This is a genomic window from Burkholderia sp. HI4860 (assembly GCF_002223045.2).
Taxonomy (GTDB): Bacteria; Pseudomonadota; Gammaproteobacteria; order Burkholderiales; family Burkholderiaceae; genus Burkholderia.
This window is the reverse complement of sequence record NZ_NKFO02000005.1, coordinates 825784-844636: the sequence shown is the minus strand read 5'-3', so window position 1 is coordinate 844636 and position 18853 is coordinate 825784. Positions and strand designations below refer to the sequence as shown.

16 protein-coding genes are annotated in these 18853 nt (G+C 64.2%); 7 read left to right on the top strand and 9 right to left on the bottom strand.

All coding sequences use genetic code 11. From position 1 onward, the window contains the following. Window positions 1-63 precede the first annotated feature (63 nt). Window positions 64-639 carry a DUF308 domain-containing protein gene (locus tag CFB34_RS37865; RefSeq protein ID WP_089443900.1) on the top strand — a complete coding sequence of 192 codons (576 nt, stop codon included), beginning with the start codon at window positions 64-66 and terminating at the stop codon, window positions 637-639. Between the two features lie 68 nt (window positions 640-707). On the opposite strand, the gene CFB34_RS37860 is transcribed toward CFB34_RS37865, so the two are convergent. From CFB34_RS37860 to CFB34_RS37825, 8 genes are all read right to left on the bottom strand, one after another. Continuing rightward, window positions 708-1058 (bottom strand): VOC family protein, encoded by a 351-nt coding sequence (locus CFB34_RS37860; protein ID WP_089443899.1) that lies wholly within the window; start codon window positions 1056-1058, stop codon window positions 708-710. 643 nt (window positions 1059-1701) lie between these two features. Next, window positions 1702-2694 carry an IS5-like element ISBmu2 family transposase gene (locus CFB34_RS37855; protein WP_006412423.1) on the bottom strand — a complete coding sequence of 331 codons (993 nt, stop codon included), beginning with the start codon at window positions 2692-2694 and terminating at the stop codon, window positions 1702-1704. 553 nt (window positions 2695-3247) lie between these two features. Beyond that, entirely contained in the window at window positions 3248-4051 is an 804-nt protein-coding gene (locus CFB34_RS37850; RefSeq protein WP_089443898.1) for a hypothetical protein, read from the bottom strand. Window positions 4052-4225: 174 nt separating this feature from the next. Further along, window positions 4226-5197, bottom strand: a complete 972-nt coding sequence (locus tag CFB34_RS37845) for a LysR family transcriptional regulator (protein WP_089444031.1) — start codon at window positions 5195-5197, stop codon at window positions 4226-4228. Between the two features lie 505 nt (window positions 5198-5702). After that, on the bottom strand, window positions 5703-5843 hold the full coding sequence (locus CFB34_RS37840; protein ID WP_179243809.1) for a hypothetical protein: 141 nt from the start codon (window positions 5841-5843) through the stop codon (window positions 5703-5705). Between the two features lie 315 nt (window positions 5844-6158). Continuing rightward, on the bottom strand, window positions 6159-7259 hold the full coding sequence (locus CFB34_RS37835; protein ID WP_256979890.1) for a pilus assembly protein TadG-related protein: 1101 nt from the start codon (window positions 7257-7259) through the stop codon (window positions 6159-6161). Window positions 7260-7377: 118 nt separating this feature from the next. Continuing rightward, window positions 7378-7800, bottom strand: coding sequence for a TadE/TadG family type IV pilus assembly protein (locus CFB34_RS37830; RefSeq protein WP_179243808.1), 423 nt, complete (start codon window positions 7798-7800; stop codon window positions 7378-7380). Window positions 7801-8291: 491 nt separating this feature from the next. Beyond that, entirely contained in the window at window positions 8292-8942 is a 651-nt protein-coding gene (locus CFB34_RS37825; RefSeq protein WP_242808780.1) for a GntR family transcriptional regulator, read from the bottom strand. 53 nt (window positions 8943-8995) lie between these two features. Between CFB34_RS37825 and CFB34_RS37820 the strand changes: the two genes are divergently transcribed. After that, window positions 8996-10162, top strand: coding sequence for a pyridoxal phosphate-dependent aminotransferase (locus tag CFB34_RS37820; RefSeq protein ID WP_089443894.1), 1167 nt, complete (start codon window positions 8996-8998; stop codon window positions 10160-10162). A gap of 188 nt (window positions 10163-10350) precedes the next feature. On the opposite strand, the gene CFB34_RS37815 is transcribed toward CFB34_RS37820, so the two are convergent. Then, window positions 10351-11697, bottom strand: coding sequence for an MFS transporter (locus CFB34_RS37815; RefSeq protein ID WP_089443893.1), 1347 nt, complete (start codon window positions 11695-11697; stop codon window positions 10351-10353). Between the two features lie 297 nt (window positions 11698-11994). Here CFB34_RS37815 and CFB34_RS37810 point away from each other — a divergent pair, with 297 nt between their 5' ends. The 5 genes from CFB34_RS37810 to dctA all read left to right on the top strand — a co-directional run bounded on the left by CFB34_RS37810 (window position 11995) and on the right by dctA (window position 18841). Further along, a complete protein-coding gene (locus CFB34_RS37810; protein WP_179243807.1) occupies window positions 11995-13032 on the top strand; it encodes a LacI family DNA-binding transcriptional regulator in 1038 nt (345 codons plus the stop codon). A gap of 342 nt (window positions 13033-13374) precedes the next feature. Further along, window positions 13375-15156, top strand: a complete 1782-nt coding sequence (locus CFB34_RS37805) for an IlvD/Edd family dehydratase (protein ID WP_089443891.1) — start codon at window positions 13375-13377, stop codon at window positions 15154-15156. A gap of 32 nt (window positions 15157-15188) precedes the next feature. After that, entirely contained in the window at window positions 15189-16370 is a 1182-nt protein-coding gene (locus CFB34_RS37800; protein ID WP_089443890.1) for a fumarylacetoacetate hydrolase family protein, read from the top strand. A gap of 172 nt (window positions 16371-16542) precedes the next feature. Further along, the gene (locus CFB34_RS37795) at window positions 16543-17466 is read left to right on the top strand and encodes a LysR family transcriptional regulator (RefSeq protein ID WP_089443889.1); all 924 of its coding nucleotides are present in this window, start codon (window positions 16543-16545) and stop codon (window positions 17464-17466) included. A gap of 34 nt (window positions 17467-17500) precedes the next feature. Continuing rightward, window positions 17501-18841: a C4-dicarboxylate transporter DctA gene (gene dctA, locus CFB34_RS37790; RefSeq protein WP_089444030.1), complete on the top strand. Its 1341-nt coding sequence runs from the start codon at window positions 17501-17503 to the stop codon at window positions 18839-18841. Window positions 18842-18853: the final 12 nt, after the last annotated feature.

Sequence of the window (18853 nt, the reverse complement as noted above, 5' to 3'; positions counted from 1 at the left end):
CTCCGCACGGCGGACACGCCGCACGCCGGCCGGAACGACGATCCGATATATGAAGGAATGCAAATGGCTGATCACTCCCCCGAATTCCGTGCCCCCGCCGACGCGCAATGGCTGAAACGGTACTACTTTTCCCGGGCGATATTCTCGCTGCTGTGGGTCGCGCTGGCATTTTCCGTCGGCCGGCAGAGCGCGGCCGGCGCGGCGATCCTGCTGATCGTTTATCCGGCCTGGGATGCGCTCGCCAATTTCGTCGACCTCGCCCGCAGCGGCGGAGCGGCGACGAACCGCACCCAGGCGGTCAACGTCGCGATCAGCGCGGCCACGACGCTGGCGGTTTTTGCGGCTTTGAATGCCGGCATGCATGCGGTGCTCACGGTGTTCGGCATCTGGGCGATTCTTTCCGGCTTGCTGCAGCTCGGCACGGCGTTGCGCCGCTGGAAACAGGTCGGCGCGCAGTGGGCGATGATCCTGAGCGGCGCGCAATCCGCGCTCGCGGGCGTGCTGTTCATCGCCCAAAGTCACGCGTCCATGCCGCCCGCTATCGTGAAGATCGCGGGCTACGCGGCGGTAGGCGCCGCCTATTTCCTGATATCGGCACTGTGGCTGCAGTTGCGGCGGGCGCGACGCAGCGCGTCGTGAGCCGTCGATCGAGATGAAGATGTCACGCCACGGGGTGCCGTCGATGCGACCAACTGAAAAGCTGTTGGTTAGTTGCGGCACATGCAAAGCTCGAACTCGTGTCCGTCCGGGCTGCTCAATACGATGCTTTTCATGGACTCGATCTTCAATCCGTCCATCACGACGGAGGCTCCGTTTTCTGTTGCCCGCTTCACGAATTCGTGAAGCGCATTCTCTTCGAACTCAAATACAGGCACGGAGCTGCTACCTTTTATCTCATCTCCAAAATCGTTTAACAAAAGGCCCAGTCTGTTTGTGCCGATCATGAATTCAGTCCACTTGTCGGACTGCTTAAGCGGTTCATATCCGAGAAGTCGCTCCCAGAAAGAAGTGGACTTCCTCATATCACTCACCTTCAAATACACGGTACGAAGCTTCATGACGTATCCCCGAAATGGATTCCAACTGAATGTATCAGACGCCAAAATAATTGGCTTACGGCAGCGGCGGCCAGACTCATGCAGTGCTTGACTGCTTGGGCATGATGCAACAGGCATGACCGTCCATACGTGGGCGTACGATTGTTACGTCGGAACGTCGCTTCCCGGCCGCACTGGGACGGATGACCCGTCTCATTGCGATCCGGAACAGGCCTTCGTGTTTTCTGGGAGCGGTCATTCAACAGTCTATTGGCTCTCTATGAGGCGTATAGTTTTCCGCCCTCGCCGACCCAGATTACGCCTGGGATCGTGTAGAAATAGACAGTCAGCTCTACATCGTTTGCATCACACACGTGACTCGGCCATTGAACCCGGAGCTGGCGAATAATTTCTTCGGGCGTCTCGTGCCACTGGGCATCTCGATCGTAGATGGTATATCGGGGACGTGGATTCGCAGGAGATATATAGCAGTCTGCTCCTGGGGCGATGAACATGATCTTACCGTCATCTAAGGAAACGCTGATCAATGGACCAACTTCCGAAGTTGCAGGCGAGATGGCTTCAAATTTTCTGGATGACGAAGCGAATCGGCGCTCAATTCAGTGAATTTGGCGCGTAAGCGAGCCTCCCCTGCTCGCATTTTTCATACGCATGACGGACTGCTCCCATGGACCGATCGCAACAGATTTCGCGCAATCACCAGATTCGCCAGAGCGAACAGGCTGAACAGTTGCGCGGTGTTCTTGGCCAAGCCCTTGTATCGGGTCTTGCGATGCTGAAACAGATTCTTGACGATATGAAACGGATGCTCAACCCGCGAACGGATCTGCGCCTTGGTTCGCTCGAGCGCGATCACCAGGTCCTTCAGCGCTCCTTCTTGCATCGCCTTGATCTTTCCCCGCCTGGCAGCGACGTGCCACTTCACGGCCTTGCCCGCCATTTCCTCGCGCTTGTCGACGCCAATGTAGCCCGCGTCGGCGAACACCTGCTCTTCATGCCCGTGCAGCAGGGCATGAGCTTGCGATACATCCGACACGTTGGCCGCCGTGCCAACCACACTGTGAATCAGGCCCGAGTCGGCGTCGACGCCAATGTGGGCTTTCATGCCAAAGTGCCATTCGTTGCCCTTCTTCGTTTGATGCATTTCCGGGTCACGGCTCTTCCCGGCATTCTTGGTCGACGGCGGCGCTTCAATGATCGTCGCGTCAACCAGCGTGCCTTCCTTCATCATCAGCCCACGCTCGCACAGCGAGATGCCAATCTCGTCGAACAACTTCCGTGTCAGTTCGTGTTCGATCAGCAGGCGCCGGAACTTCAACAGCGTGGTTGCATCAGGCACGTTCTCGATCGCCAGATCGATGCCGGCGAAGGCTCGCAGCGTGATGCTGTCATACAGCGCGTCTTCCAGTCCTTCGTCCGACAGTCCGTACCACTGTTGCACGAAGTAGATTCGCAGCATCCGCTCAAGGCCAATCGGCGGGCGACCTCGCGTGCCCTTCGGATAGTGCGGTTCGATGGCCGACAGCAAGCGCTGCCACGGAACGACCTTCTCCATCTCTTCCAGGAAGCGTTGGCGCCTCGTCACTCGCTTCTTGCCTGCAATTTCCGCTTCCGCGAAGCCGATCTGCCTCTTCATCGTCGTGGGTCCGTTCCGTGAGCTGTCTTCTAAACGTCCTCGGCTACGTCTGCGATGACCGCCGAGCCGAATAAATCAGCGTTTCCCTAACAATTGCCTGACTACGTCAAAAAACGCAGCCTTGTATTCGTCAAATGAAAAGGTTGGATTCCAGTGCCTAATTGAGTCAAAGAGGCCTGTGATCCAAAGACCGAATGAGTCTCGAATGATCTCTTCGAGGTGGTCTATCCGCTTCATTGCCGAACATCGGCTTCGCCGCCCGCTGACCCATAGGTGTTCAGTTCGAGTCGAATACCATGCGACGCCAACGCCGTGAGGGAAGCAGCCATTTCGAAATACCTATCGTTTTGGTGGCCCGGATTATCGCCAATCTACGGGCAGCAGTCCAACGACCGTTCCTGGCCGCATGGCGACATTACCGCATTGCAACGTACGGAAAAACAGGAAAACCCGGTGATCCGACGATAGTTGCAGGCAATAACCGCCCGACGAGGCAACCGACTACCGCTCATCACTCAGCCACCGCCGACGATCTGCTCAAGGTCAACTTCGGTCAGGGTTTCTCACTCCCCTGCCTGGAGCCGATGGCGGCAGCAATACGGCTTTGCGCCGCGACGAGTTGGTCATCCGTGGTCGCTACCAGCCACAAACGTGCCTGCTCCTCGATTTGGCGGTTGTGATCCTTCAACGGGCCCATCGCGGCAGCGGCCTTCCAGACGACCGGGGCGATTCGGCTTTTCCTGCCTGACGGCGCGCCCACCAGCAGGCAGTAAGGTCCCAGCGGGAGCGATACAAACGGAAGTGCCGGGCTGGCACGCACGCGCCAGTCGATGAAAGGCGTGTCGCCGATAAGCAGCGGCATGGGCAAGCCGTGAAGCACACTGAAATCGTACAGCGCCAGTTGCTCCCGCACGCCGGCGTAAATTCGCCGGATGTCGTCGACAACCGCCGCGCGTATCTCGTCATCGAACATGGGTTCCTGCGCGTATCGGGCAAACGCCTTTCGAGCCTCCCATTGATATGCGCTGAACAGGCCAATCTCCACGCAGTCCTGCACTGCGCGCTGGACATCCGCTACGGAACCGGCTTCCTCCGGCGTACCCAACTGCGCGGCCCGCAAAAACCGGGCAAGTCCGGCCTCGTGGATCGCAGGACCCTCCGCAGATGCATCGTCTTCAGCGCCCTTGCCAAGGGGCACATAGATATATTTCTCGGCCGCGAAATGCGACTTCTTGCCCTCGTCAAACCTGATTTCGCCATCTACGCAGTCGAGATAGCGAGTCCCGATTCGGCCATGCTCCCAAACCCAGTTTTTCAGGAGCGGACGGAGTGGATGCAGTCTGTCGTGATCGGTCATTGAAGCCTCCAGGTTGCCCAGTATAGTTCCAGGTTGTCGATTGCTCGTGGAGGACATGGCGATCAATCGATCCACTACCGCCGTTGGAGCAAGGTTCAGTGCCAAGCTGACCTTCGAACGTCCAACTGCATGCACGGGCGAAGGTCCTCAGACAGTCGCACTGATGGGCTGTCACTACGCGCTTTGGTAACGGACTGCGCAAGCAGGCGCCCCGGGCTGCCCTTTACTCTCTTGACGCGGCGTCAGGAGCCGTTCAAGCAGATCGGCGCTGTCCAGTTGCGCAATCCACCAGTTCAAGGCGTTCCCCACCTTGTCCTCGCGCCAGGCGAGGTAGCCATTCGTGAACTCGCGCACACCCACGATGCGACGCGCGACCAGCCTGCCTTCGTGTATCGGTTCTTTCGCTACGAGATCGGGCAGCATCCCGACAGCGATACCTTCGCACAGCGCTTGCAGTTTAGCTGCGAGCGTCGGCACGATGATCAGAGGCTGTCCGTCACGGGTGGCCACAGATTGCGGTTGCAGTTCGCGAGAAGTGTCACTGATGACGACACCCCGATATCTTGCGATCGTTTCGCTCTCCAACGGCTCGGGCATGCGGGCGAGTGGATGGTCCGGTGCCACGACGAAAACGTGCCGGATGGTTCCGATTGGCCGGGCCGCAATATTGGCGGCATGCGGCGGCTCGCCGAACGCCCCTATCGCGAGATCGGCACGCCGCGTTACCAGGGCATCCCACACGCCCCCAAGCACCTCGGTGGAAAGACTGAGCTGGGTATTCATCTCCAGGTCGTAGAAGGCATGGACATACGGCCATAAGGACCGGATCGGCAAGATTGCATCGACGCACAGTCGAAGCTCCGATTCCCAACTGTCTCGAATACCTTTTGCTTTGACCTCCAGGCGTCGGGCCGCGTCTAAAAGTCGACGCCCATCTTCCACAACAGCACGACCCGCTTCCGTGAGTCTCGCCCGTCTGCCGCTGCGATCGAACAGCTCGACATCCATGTCGCTTTCCAGCTTTTGCACGAGGTAAGTGAGCGTGGACGGAACTCTATGCAACCACTCGGCCGCATCGGCGAATGTACCGGTCCGGTCAATTGCATCCAAAACTTCGAGAACTTCAAATGACAGCTTGGTCGCCATACAGCATCCTTGGATACTTCCATCGTTCACAGGCTTCACCGCGTCGGCCGAGCGGCTTTGCCGCAGCAACGCTTCCATACGGTTGCCCAACCTTTCGAGACTCGCTCGGATGCTGGTCAGATGGACAAAGGCGATGTCGTCCCTGAACCGGATGCGTCTCGCGGATGCTCTCGTTGACGAAGCCTCCAGCCACTCAATGGTCATTGCGGCAAGAGTCTAAGGTACACGCTGCCGTTTGTCTGCTCGTGGCGTGACGCACAGTTAGCCAGGCGCATGACAGGTCGCCGCCACCGCATGCGCAATAATCGAAAGCAACCGGCTCACCCGATGGCCTTGACCTGGAGACGCAGCACGAGACCGATTGTCGCCATTTCTTAACAGATGATTAAGAACGGCTACAAACGGCAAAAATATACTGCGCATGTTTCATGAATCGACGCCGATAAAAGGAACGCAGTACACACCTTTTCTATCGGGAGAATCGGATATCCATCCAGGCAATCAGTCAAAGTACTGCGCAGGCACCGGGTCCGTCGGTTGCATCGACTTCGGGGTCGGCGTCGACGGCTCCGGCCGCGAGAGCAACCGCTTCTTCGGCCGCTGGATCAAGCACCAGCACGTCCACGTCGTCGTATACGGTCAACATCAGCAGCGCCGCGCGCGCGATGCTGGCGGAAGCAACGGAGACCTCGGTTCAAACCGCGCAGGAAGCAGGAAAAGGTGACACGCAGGCGCAGCGTCTGCTCGCAAAGGAGGCGGCAGCCAAAGCGGCGTAAACGCGCCCGGCAGTTTCGGTGATTGAACCGCCGCGCGGGCCTGGCGGCGGCATTCGGTCAAGCTTCATGCATACCCTGCATACAGGCACTGGATGGGGCATGCGGCAATCATCGTTTGTCGTTGCGGATCGAACGGCCGCTCACCGGTGCCCGGGCCGATCGACATGTCGGTGATCTCCTTTCGCTCATTCGACCAGGCGCGCAGGCGAGTACGCGCCGTAGTTGGCCCCGATGCCACCCGCCCCTGATGCCTGGCATTTGTCCGGATTGTTGCTCATCTCCATCTGGATGTATTTCGCACTCCCGCCACTCGCGCCGTCAATGTGCACGCATGCAAATGCCAGAATCCGCTCGTAGGACGACGTCGTGAGATCCTGAACAATCGGGATCAGCACATATTCACAGGCCTTCGTGCCGGCCGCACTACACGCGTTGACGGACGAATACAGTGTCGTCTTCGTGCCGGGCTGGATATACGTGCACGTGTTGTCAGCGGTCGAGCAAACGCCGCTCGGCGATCCGACCGCTGCCGGATTCGGATTGCCGCTGGCTATCAGGTTCCGCACCGTCGGCACATCATTGGCGGTGGTATCGAACGTCGTCCACTGACTCGCCTCGCAAGGCCCGGCATGGTAGGACGAGGTCACGTAAAAGGTGTACGGCTGACCGGCGACCTGATTGGGTTGACCAGGGCCAGGCGGCGTCGTGGAGGTTGCGACCTTGGGTTTTCCGTTCGTCGAATCCCAATACTGGTCGTACATGCATTTCGTCATCGCAACCGGGAAGAGCGCGCCGGTGCCGACATTTCCGGGGTCCGAAATAACCGCGACAGCCACCGCGCTCTCGGGTACCGACTGAAAACCTAAGACCTTCGCCAGAAAGGAAGGAACGCCGCCACCGTTTTTCGTTCCGGAACGCGTGACGACGACTTGCACGGCCGGCTCGCCGACGGCCGGCGACGCCGGCATGGTGGTTTGAAGACCCTTGACGCTCCCCGTCACGTCCCAATAGCCGTACGTCACATCGGTCGCGTATCCGACCAGCGTCACATTTGACGACTTGTTCAACGAGACGCTCTGTACCGTCTGCGCCTGGGCCGTGGCCCAATCGGGAGCCGTCGACTTCGTGTTGCCGCATTGCGCTCGCGGATAGATACATGGCGCACCGGCCAACGCTGCAGCGTCGGCGGCATTCTGAAGCTCGTTGCGCACGACAAAAAGATAGCCGACGTCGATCGCCAGCGCACCAAAACCGAGCAGTATCGTCAGCAAGACAGCGACCGTTATCGCTACCGCGCCTCGCTGATCCCGGCGGCGCTTCGAAGCGAGGCCAGCGTACTTCGAATGTCTGCACGTGCGCGATGACCGCCCACCTCGGAAACGAGTGTGATCCATGGCCGGCTCCTCACTCGTTGTTCATGACGGTGGTCGCTGTCAAGGTCAACAGCTTGGTCAATGGCCCGATCCACGAACCTAGAGCCAGGCCGGTGAATTTATACGTGACCGTCACCGTGAGCGGCGTGCCGAAACTCCCGCCCTGACCCGACGGAACGGCGACGGTAGGCGTTGACGCGCTACCCAGGCTGATCAAGTGAGTCTGGCAGTAATTGAGCGCGACATTCTGAATATCCGTCGTGGAAGCTTTAGGGGATTTCAGAACGATCCCGGCTCGCGCACCTTCGCGGCTCGCGTTGGTTATGACGGCCTGGTCGAACATAACGAGACCGAATTCGACAATGCCGAACAGGATCAACAGCAGCAAAGGGAGCACCAATGCGAATTCAACAACCGCAACGCCCCGCTGCTGCTTCCAGTGTGGTCGATTCATGATTCTTGTTCCCCGTATAAGAAACTGACGCGATGTTCGACGCGCTCTCATTGCTTCTTCCCGCATGCGTTCCCCCATGCACGGTCAGCGAACAAGCAAATTGCGCACCATCGGTCGCACACGGTTGACGCGCGGGGACAGCGTCTTGCGACACCGATGAAGGAAGGCATGAGAGGGGGGAAATGTTTCAGACTTGAACCGTGAAGCGTCGACGCTCAGTCGACGGCGCAACGCACCTGCAAGCGGATGCAAACGGAATGGGGGAAGATCGGCGCGAATGATTCAGTTGTGAAACACCGACGCAGTTACGGGCCTGCAACCCGTCTCTGCCACCTGCCGGACAGGAGGCCAAGAGTCACGTTGGCTCGGCCGCCGTCTCGCCTGCGGGATAGCGTTGCAGCATCGATCGCGCAGCCTCGGCATTCGTCGGATGCAGCCATTCCCAAACCCGGCCTTTGCGACCACTCGACGACGCCAGCTTGCCCCCGTGCCTACCGACTACCCAACGCCTGAGCCAGCGCATCCCCCGCAGCCAGAATGTGCGCGGACAGCGCCGCACACGCCGCGTCCACATCGCCGTCGCGTATCGCCTGAACGATGTTCCGATGCTCGTCGTTCGAGCGATCCTGCCAGTCGAGTTGCTGCCACGTCGCGTAAAGATGCCGCGAACTGGCCCGATGCATGTCGCCGATTGCGTCGATGAGCCGCGGCATCCCGCACCGCGCGGTCAATGCGCGATGAAACCTGAGGTTCAGCGTGCCGAGCACGGCGATACCGCGCGCCGCCGACTCCTGATCGAGGATCGCATCGAGTTCATCCAACGCACGGGCGTCGAGAGCGGGCATCGCCTCGCGCAGCGCCAGCGCCTCGAAAGCAGCGCGCATCTTGGCCAATTCAAGCACGTCCGCCGGCTCGAGCGGCGCCGCCCGCACGCCCCTTCGCGGTTCCACCACGGCCAACCCTTGCGCTTCCAGCCGCCGGAACGCCTCGCGTACCGGCACGTGGCTCGCGCCGAACTCGGCCGCGATGTGGTCCTGACGCAGCCACTCGCCCGGCGCGATGACGCCCGAGATGATGCGGTCCGCCAACGCGGCAGCGATCCGATCGGCCAGCGAGCGATCTTCCTTGACTTCAAAGTTCATGCCGACCACCATGCATATATTATCTATTAAATTGTAACAAACTCGGAGGCTCGATGCGCCACCACCGTCCTGAGCGTCTGCAGCACATTGCCGGCATCGGCGTCGATCGCATGGGTTCGATCGCCGATCATGCCGACGTCGACCTGTTGCGGCTCGAAAATCTCGATACCGACATCCCGCCCACTGCGGAGGCGCTCGCCTTCACCCGGGAGGCCATCGAGCGAGACTCGGCCAACTCCTATTTGCCGTTCGTCGGTCAGGATCGGCTGCGCGCGAGCGCTGCCGCCCACGTGTCGGCGCTTTCGGGGCAGCGCTTCACGGCCGACCAGGTGGTGGTGTCGGCGGGCGGGCTCTCCGGCATTCTGAACACGCTGCTTGCCACCGTCGAGACCGGTGACGAAGTGATCGTCACCGATCCGACGTACGCGGGCCTGCTGAACCGCGTCCGCCTGGCGGGCGGCGTGCCGCGGCAGGTTCCGTTCGCCTTCACGCCGGGCGGCGAATGGAAGCTGGACCAGGCCGCGCTGCGGGCGGCAATCGGCCCGAAAACGCGGGCCATGCTGCTGATGTCGCCGTCGATGCCTTCGGGCGGTGTCTTCGAGGCGTCCGACTGGCAACGGATCGCGAGCCTGTGTGTGCAGCACGATCTGCTGCTGATCCTCGACAGTGCGATGGAGCGGCTGCTGTTCGATGGGCGCACGGTCATCCATCCCGCCGGCCTGCCCGGCATGGCCGAGCGTACGGTGACGGTCGGCGCGGCGTCGAAGGAGCTGCGCATGATTGGCTGGCGGGTCGGCTGGATCGTCGCGCCGGAATGGCTGATTCCCGATCTGGTGGCCGTGTCGCTTGCCAATGTCGTGGTGCCGGTCGGCATTGCTCAGGAGGCTGCGGCGGTCGCGCTCGAGCATTCCGCGTCCGATCTGCCCGGCTACGTGAGCGAACTCGAAAGGCGGCGTGACACGATCGCCGCCGAACTGTCCGGGCTCCCGTTCGGCATGCCGGCGGGCGGCTGGTCGATGCTGCTGCGTGTCTCCGACTTCGGCCTGACCGGATCGCAGATGTCGGAGCGGTTGCTGCGCCGCGGCGTATGTGCGACGGCGATGACCGGATGGGGCGTCGCACACGGCGAGCAGTATGTCCGTTTCGTGTTCTCGAACGAACCGGTCGAACGGTTGCGCACGCTCGGAAACAAGGTGCGCTTCGCGCTGGAGGACGCATGACGGCCGCCTATGAGACAGCCGGGTCGTGCGCCAGGTGTCCGTGGCTCGAGGCATCCGGCATGCCGCGTGTGGGGGGGCGAGCGAACTCACACGCGATCCTCTTTTTGCCGAAAGTCCTGCTTGCGACGATTCACGTGACGTGAGACATCCGACGCCGGGCAGCGCGATGCCCGGCCCGGCCGAAGGCCCTACCGCGCCGCCGGCGGCTGCAGGATGTCGCGCGGAATCGTCGCGATCAATATGCAGCTGACCAGCAGGCACGCGCCCAGCGCATAGGTGCCGTTGTTGATGTCGCCGGTCATCTGCTTGGCGATGCCGGTGATCATCGAGCCCGTGAACCCGGACAGGTTGCCCACCGCGTTGATCAGCGCAATGCCGGCCGCCGCCGCGGTGCCGGACAGGATCTGCCCCGGAAAGGTCCAGTAGATCGGCATCAGCGCGAGGATGCCGCACGTCGCGATGGTCAGGAATACGATCGACAGCGCGACGTTGTGCGCCAGCGCCGCGCTCGCGATCAGGCCGACCCCGCCGATCAGCGCGGGAATCGCCGCGTGCAGGCGGCGCTCGCCGGTCTTGCGCGAGTGCGACGCGTTCCACACCATCGCGAAGATGGCCGTCAGGTACGGAATGGCAGTCAGGACACCGATATGCAGCGGGCTCTGCACGCCCGACGCGCGAATGATCGACGGCAGCCAGAACGCCAGCCCGTAAAAGCCGGTGTTGAACGTGAGCAGGATGAAGGTGAGCAGCCAGACGCGCGGGCTGCGCAGCGCGGCGCCGATGCTGTGCGACTTGTGCGCGGCTTCGGTTTCGAGGTTGCGCGCCAGCCGCGCCTTTTCGTCGCCGGACAGCCACTTCGCCGACTGCGGGCCGTCGCCGAGGCACGCGAGCACGACGAACGCCACCACGATCGACGGCAGCCCTTCGAGCAGCAGCATCCATTGCCAGCCGCTCATGCCCGACAAACCGTGCGTGTGCTCCATCAGCCAGCCGGACACCACGCTGCCGAGCGTGAGGCTCAGCGGGATCGCGACCAGGAAGCCCGACATGGCCACGCTCTGGCGACGCGCCGGAAACCAGTAGTTCAGGTACAGGATGACGCCCGGGAAAAAGCCGGCTTCGCACAGGCCCAGCAGGAAGCGCAACGCGTAGAACATCGTGGACGTCTGCACGTGGAAGAACTGCGCGAGCGGCACGATGAACGCCATCGACGACGACACGATGCCCCACGTGATCATGATCCGCGCGATCCAGAAGCGCGCGCCGTAGCGGTGCAGCAACAGGTTGCTGGGCATCTCGAACAGGAAATAGCCCCAGAAGAAAATGCTGGCGCCGAGCGCATAGACGCCGTCGCTCAAGCTCAGGTCGTCGAGCATCTGCAGCTTCGCAAAGCCCACGTTCACGCGATCCAGGTAGGCCACGACGTAACAGAGCAGCAGCAGCGGCAGGATGCGCCGCATCACCTTGCGATACAGCGCGTCGTCGGATGAATCGGCCGCGGCCGGGGCGGCAGCGGCCTGCGTAATGGATGGCATCGGTCTGTCTCCTGATTGTGTAGGTCTTCTTCGTACCGGCGGTTCTTCGACACATCGATGTTACCGATAACATTCCGTGGCAAAAAAAACGCCGATGAGGCAGCGGGGAGCAATCGACGCACTGATACCGGTAACGCGTTGGAAGGTAGCACGCGTCAACCGGCGCGTACAAGCGCCGGGGAACGCGTGGTTTCCCTAGTGCGCGCATCGCCGCGACGGGGCGGCGCGGCACGCATGAACGCGGCTGCGGCACCGGTATGATGTAGCCTTTCCAGCTTCCGTCCGATCGCGATTCCGATGCCCAGTCCCACCGCCGTCCGGCCTGCCGGGCCGCCCCGCATGTCCGACGTAGCGCGCCTCGCCGGCGTATCGAAGATGACGGTGTCGCGCGTGCTCGCCGGCCACAGCGTGGCCGCCGAGACGCGCGCGCGGGTCTGCGCGGCGATCGACCAGCTCGGCTACGTGGCGGACGCGGCCGCCGGCGCGCTGTCGTCGGGGCGCTCGGAATTCGTCGCGGTGCTGGTGCCGTCGCTGTCGAGTTCCAACTTCTCCGACACCGTGCGCGGCCTGACCGATGCGCTCGAACCCGAAGGTCTCCAGCTGCTGCTCGGCGACACCGACTACGATCTCGAACGCGAGGAACGGCTCGTGCGCTCGATGTTGCGGCACCAGCCGCGCTGCATCGCGCTGACGGGCGCGCAGCACACCGATGCGACACGCAAGGTGCTGGAACGCTCGGCCATTCCCGTGGTCGAGATGTGGGACCTGCCCACGCGTCCGATCGACACCGCCGTCGGCTTCTCGAACGTGCGCGCCGCCCGGGCGATGGTGCGCCACCTGGCCGAGCGCGGCTACCGGCGCATCGGCTTTTTGGGCGGCGCGAGCGAGCTGGATCGGCGCGGCCTCGACCGGCTCAAGGGATACCAGGCGGAGATCAAGGCGCTGAAGCTTGGTGAGCCGCGCGTCGTGCGGCTCGGCGAATCGCCGATCACCATGAGCCACGGCGGGCCCGCGATGGCGGCCCTGCTCGCGCAGTGGCCGGACACCGATGCCGTGATGTGCGTCAGCGACATGTCGGCATTCGGCGCGATCATGGAATGCCACCGGCGCGGCCTGTCCGTGCCCGAGGACATCGCGGTGGCCGGCTTCGGGAACTTCGAAGTGGCCGCATGCTGCCACCCTGCCATCACGACCGTATCGGTCGACGCATACGGCATCGGCCTGCGCACGGGCGAGGCACTGCTGGCGGCACTGCAGGCGCGCGACAGCGGCGAGCCGGTCGAATCGCAAAGCATCCGTATCGACTACACGATCGTCGCGCGCGAAAGCGCGTGACGGGCCGGCGACCGGCCCGGTCGCGCCCGGCGAGAACCGGCGAGCACCGGCGTGCGCTCGAGACGCGCGCGAACGACGCGATTGCGTACCGCCCCCTGCCCTTACGCCGCCCCGCCATCGCATGAACGAAAGGCCGCGTTGACGGCCAATGCGCGTCGATACGGTGCCGTTCGACTGGATGGAAACCGGTGCACCGCGCACGGCGCTTTCTCCGTCCCCTGCGCCACCCGCACCCAAAAATTCCCTTCCGCCACGCAAAAACCCCGTGCTAACATCCACTCGATGTTACCGGTACCAATCCGGCATGCAACAATGAACGAGGCCCTTCGGAGACAGCCCGCCATGTCACAGCCACCGCGCCGCCTGCGCAGCCAGGAATGGTTCGACGATCCCGCGCATGCCGACATGACCGCGCTCTATGTCGAGCGCTTCATGAACTACGGATTGACGCGCGAGGAGTTGCAATCGGGCCGCCCCGTAATCGGCATTGCGCAGACGGGCAGCGACCTCGCGCCGTGCAACCGCCACCACATCGAACTGGCCGAGCGCACGAAGGCGGGTATCCGCGATGCGGGCGGCATTCCGATGGAATTCCCCGTGCATCCGCTGGCCGAGCAAAGCCGCCGGCCGACCGCCGCGCTCGACCGCAACCTTGCGTACCTCGGGCTGGTGGAAGTGCTGCACGGCTTCCCGCTGGACGGCGTGGTGCTGACCACCGGCTGCGACAAGACCACGCCCGCCTGCCTGATGGCGGCCGCGACCGTCGACCTGCCGGCGATCGTGCTGTCGGGCGGGCCGATGCTCGACGGCTGGCACGACGGCAAGCGCGTCGGCTCGGGCACGGTGATCTGGCATGCGCGCAACCTGCTCGCCGCCGGCGAGATCGACTACGAAGGCTTCATGCAGCTGACCACGGCTTCGTCGCCGTCGATCGGCCATTGCAACACCATGGGCACGGCGCTGTCGATGAACAGCCTGGCCGAGGCGCTCGGCCTGTCGTTGCCGGGCTGCGCGAGCATCCCCGCCGCGTACCGCGAGCGCGGCCAGATGGCGTACGCCACCGGCAAGCGCGCGGTCGAGCTCGTGCGCGAAGACGTGCGCCCGTCGACGATCATGACGCGCGCGGCCTTCGAGAATGCGATCGTCGTCGCGTCCGCGCTCGGCGCGTCGACCAACTGCCCGCCGCACCTGATCGCGATCGCGCGCCACATGGGCGTCGAACTGGGCCTGGACGACTGGCAGCGCCTCGGTGAATCGGTGCCGCTGCTCGTCAACTGCATGCCCGCTGGCGAGTACCTCGGGGAGAGCTTCCACCGCGCCGGCGGCGTGCCTGCGGTGCTGCGCCAGCTCGATGCGGCTGGCCTGCTGCGGCGCGACTGCGCGACCGTGTCCGGCCGCGCGATCGGCGAGATCGCCGACACCGCGCCCGACGCCGACCGCGACGTGATCCGCACGCCCGACGCACCGCTCAAGCATGGCGCGGGCTTCATGGTGCTGTCGGGCAACTTCTTCGACAGCGCGATCATGAAGATGTCGGTGGTCGGTGAAGCGTTCCGCCGGACCTATCTGGCCGAGCCGGGCGCGGAGAACACGTTCGAGGCCCGCGCGATCGTGTTCGAAGGCCCCGAGGACTACCACGCGCGCATCAACGATCCCGCGCTGAACATCGACGAGCGCTGCATCCTCGTGATTCGCGGCTGCGGCACGGTCGGCTATCCGGGCAGCGCGGAAGTCGTCAACATGGCGCCGCCGGCCGAACTCGTGAAGCGCGGCGTGAGCTCGCTGCCCTGCCTGGGCGACGGGCGCCAGAGCGGCACGTCGGCCAGCCCGTCGATCCTGAACGTGTCGCCCGAGGCGGCGGTCGGCGGCGGCCTGGCGCTGCTGCGCACGAACGACCGCATTCGCGTGGACCTGAATCGCCGCAGCGTCGACGTGCTCGTGGACGAGGATGAACTCGCGCGCCGTCGCGAGACGGCGAGCTGCACGGTGCCGCAGGCGCAAACGCCGTGGCAGGCACTCTATCGCCAGTTCGTCGGCCAGTTGTCCACCGGCGGCTGCCTCGAACCGGCCACGCTGTACCTGAAGGTGATCGAACAACGCGGCAACCCGCGCCATTCGCACTGACCCTCCTGCCCACGACCCTTGCCGAGCTGACCATGCGTACTCTTTCCGTTTCCGACTGCCTGCCGCACGACCTGGCGCAAGCGCTGCTGATCGGCCGTGTGTGGCGGCACGACGGCGCCCATGCGGGCCCGAGCGTCGTTGCCGTGCGCGACGGCGAAGTGATCGACATCACGCGCACCGTACCGACCACCGCGGACCTGTTCGACCGCCCCGACGCCGCCGCCCTCGCGCGCACGGCGCCCGGCGAATCGCTCGGCCGCGTCGAGCCGCTGCTGCAGGCGGCGCTCGACGGCACGCGCGGCGCGACCCACCTGCTCGCACCGTGCGACGTGCAGGCCATCAAGGCCTGCGGCGTGACCTTCGCCGTCAGCCTGATCGAGCGCGTGATCGAGGAACAGGCCGGCGGCGACCCGGTGAAAGCAGCGGACGTGCGCGCGACCATCACGGCCACCATCGGCACCGATCTGTCGAAGATCGTGCCGGGCTCGGACGCCGCGATGCGGCTGAAGGCGGAACTCGAGCGCCGCGGCGCGTGGTCGCAATACATGGAAGTCGGCATCGGCCCCGATGCCGAAGTGTTCTCGAAGGCGCAGCCGATGTCGGCGGTGGGCTTCGGCGCGGACGTGGGGCTGTTGCCGGTATCGGTCTGGAACAACCCCGAACCGGAGATCGTGCTCGCGGTTGCCAGCGACGGCCGGCCGGTGGGCGCGACGCTCGGCAACGACGTGAACCTGCGCGACATCGAAGGCCGCTCGGCGCTGCTGCTCGGCAAATGCAAGGACAACAACGGCTCGTGCGCGATCGGCCCGTTCGTGCGGCTGTTCGATGATGGCTTCACACTGGACAGCGTGCGCGAGGCCAGCGTGTCGCTGCGCGTCGAAGGCGCGGACGACGGCTTCGTCCTCGACGGCATCAGCCACATGCACGAGATCAGCCGCGACCCGCTCGACCTCGTCGCGCAGACCTGCGGCGCACATCACCAGTATCCGGACGGCTTCATGCTGTTCCTCGGCACGATGTTCTCGCCGATCCAGGACCGCGACGCGCCCGGCGGCGGATTCACGCATCACCTGGGCGACCGCGTCACCCTCTCGACGCCCGCACTCGGCGCACTCGTCAACACCGTGCGGCTCTGCACCGAGATCGCGCCGTGGACCTTCGGCGTGCGCGCGCTGTACGCGAATCTGGCCGCACGCGGCCTGCTTGCGCCGTAACGCCCGGGGCCGCGACGCCCCCATCGACATCGACGCGCGGCGGATCGACGGCCAGGCCGCCCCCTCACGCACGCGGTTGCGATCAAGGGTGGCCCACCTGCGTGCCGCGCCGATGCGGCCGCCCGGCGAAATCATGCAAAATACGCCCCATCTGAGATGCGGAGACGCGCCCGTGGGGATCAACTTCGACTTGAACGACTTGCAGGCGTTTCGCGCGGTCGTGGAAACGGGCAGCTTCCGAAAGGCCGCGGAATCGGTCAGCATTTCCCAGCCCGCGTTGAGTCGCCGGATCGACAAGCTCGAGGAAGCGCTCGGCGTGCGCCTGTTCGAGCGCACCACGCGTCGCGTCGCGCTCACCACGGTCGGCCGCGTGTTCGCGCAGAGCGCCGAACAGCTGCTCGACGATCTCGACGCGGCGCTGCTCGGCATTCGCGACGTGTCGTCGAGCCGCCTCGGCCATGTGACCATCGCGTGCGTGCCGTCGGTCGCCTACTACTTTCTGCCGGCCATCATCGCGCGCTATCATCGGCGCTTTCCGCGCATCCGGGTCAAGCTGCTGGACGCGAGCGCGAACGAGGTGCTGGGCGCCGTCATCAGCGGCGAAGCCGATTTCGGCGTGAGCTTCATGGGCAGCCAGGAAGCCGACATCGAGTTCAAGATGCTGCTCCAGGAGCGCTTCGTCGCCGCGTGCCGCCGCGACCATCCGCTCGCGCGCAAGAAGCGCGTGACCTGGAACGAACTGTACGAGCACGATTACGTGTCGGTGGACAAGACTTCCGGCAACCGCCTGTTGCTCGACCAGGCGCTGGCCGCCGTGGCGCCGCGCGGGCCGAGCGTGTGCGAAGCGCGCCACGTGACGACCCTGCTCGGCTTGATCGAGGCCGGGCTCGGCGTCGCCGCGGTGCCCTCGATGGCGATGCCCGGGCACGACCATCCGATTCTCACGAGCGTGCCGCTCGTCGAGCCGGTCGTCAAACGGCGCGTAGGCATCGTCAAGCGGCGCGGACGGCCGCTCACGCCGGCCGCCGAAGCGTTTCACCGGATGATCGTCGACGCGAAGCGCGACGGCATCGCGAGCAGCGATGCCTCGGCGTGACAACGACACAAGCGACACGAAGGAAGACCGTTCCGTGAGGTTGGCCAGGCTGCTCAAATCGCTCTACGTGCAGGTGCTGCTCGCGATGCTGCTCGGCGTGACCGTCGGTCACGTGTGGCCTGACGCAGGCGCGGCGCTCAAATCGCTCAGCGACGCGTTCGTCGGGCTCGTGCGGATGACCATCGCGCCGATCGTCTTTTGCACGATCGTCTCGGGCATCACGTCACTGGCGAACGGGAAGGCGATCGGCCGCACGATCGTTCGCGCGCTGGCGCTCTTCTATCTGCTGACCGCCGTCGCGCTCGCCGTCGGGCTCGTCATCGCGTTCGTGCTGCGCCCCGGCGCCGGCCTGCACATCGACGTTCACCATCTCGATGCGAGCATCCTCGCGCAGTACGCGAAGGAGGCGCAGCCGCGCGGGCTCGTGGCATTCGGGCTGAGCGTGATCCCCGATACGATGCTCGGCGCGTTCCAGCAAGGCGAGGTGTTGCCGGTGCTGCTGCTGTCGCTGCTGTTCGGCTTCTCGCTGAATGCGCACCGGCGGGCCGGCCAGCCCGTGCTTGCGCTGATCGACGGGGTCGCCCAGGTGGTCTTTCGCGTGCTCGCGATGATCATGCGGCTCGCCCCGCTCGGCGCGTTCGGCGCGATGGCCTTCACGGTGGGCCGCTTCGGGATCGGTTCGGTCGGCTCGCTCGCGAAGCTGGTGGTGTCCTTCTATGCGGCCTGCGCGCTGTTCGTCGCGCTCGTGCTCGCCCCGCTCGCGCGGCTGCACGGCTTCGCGCTGTGGCGGCTGTTGCGCTACCTGCGCGAAGAGTTGCTCATCGTCCTCGCGACGTCGTCGTCGGAGCCGGTGCTGCCGCGCCTGATCGTCAAGCTGGAATCGCTCGGGTGCGACAAGGGTGTCGTGGGTCTCGTGCTGCCGGCCGGCTATTCGTTCAACCTGGACGGCACCGCGATCTATCTGACGCTCGCCGCGTTGTTCATCGCGCAGGCGTGCGACGTGCCCCTTTCCGCGTCGCAGATCGCCGTGATGCTCGCCGTGATGCTGCTCACGTCCAAGGGCGCGGCCGGTGTTTCCGGTAGCGGGCTGGTGGCGCTGGTCGCCACGCTTGCCGTCATGCGCGACCTGCCCGTCGCCGGGGTCGCACTGCTGGTCGGCATCGATCGTTTCATGTCCGAGGCGCGGGCGCTGACGAGCGTGATCAGCAACGCGTGCGCGGTGATCTTCGTGTCGATGTGGGAACGCGCATGCGATCGCACGCGTCTTGCGCAGCGGCTCGCTGCCGGAGGGCCGGTCGCCCCGAACGGGGTCGATGCGGGCCGTGCCGCCGCGGATGCCAATGTCGACGGTGACGGTGACGGGAAGGCGGTCTGAGGCCAACCTTCC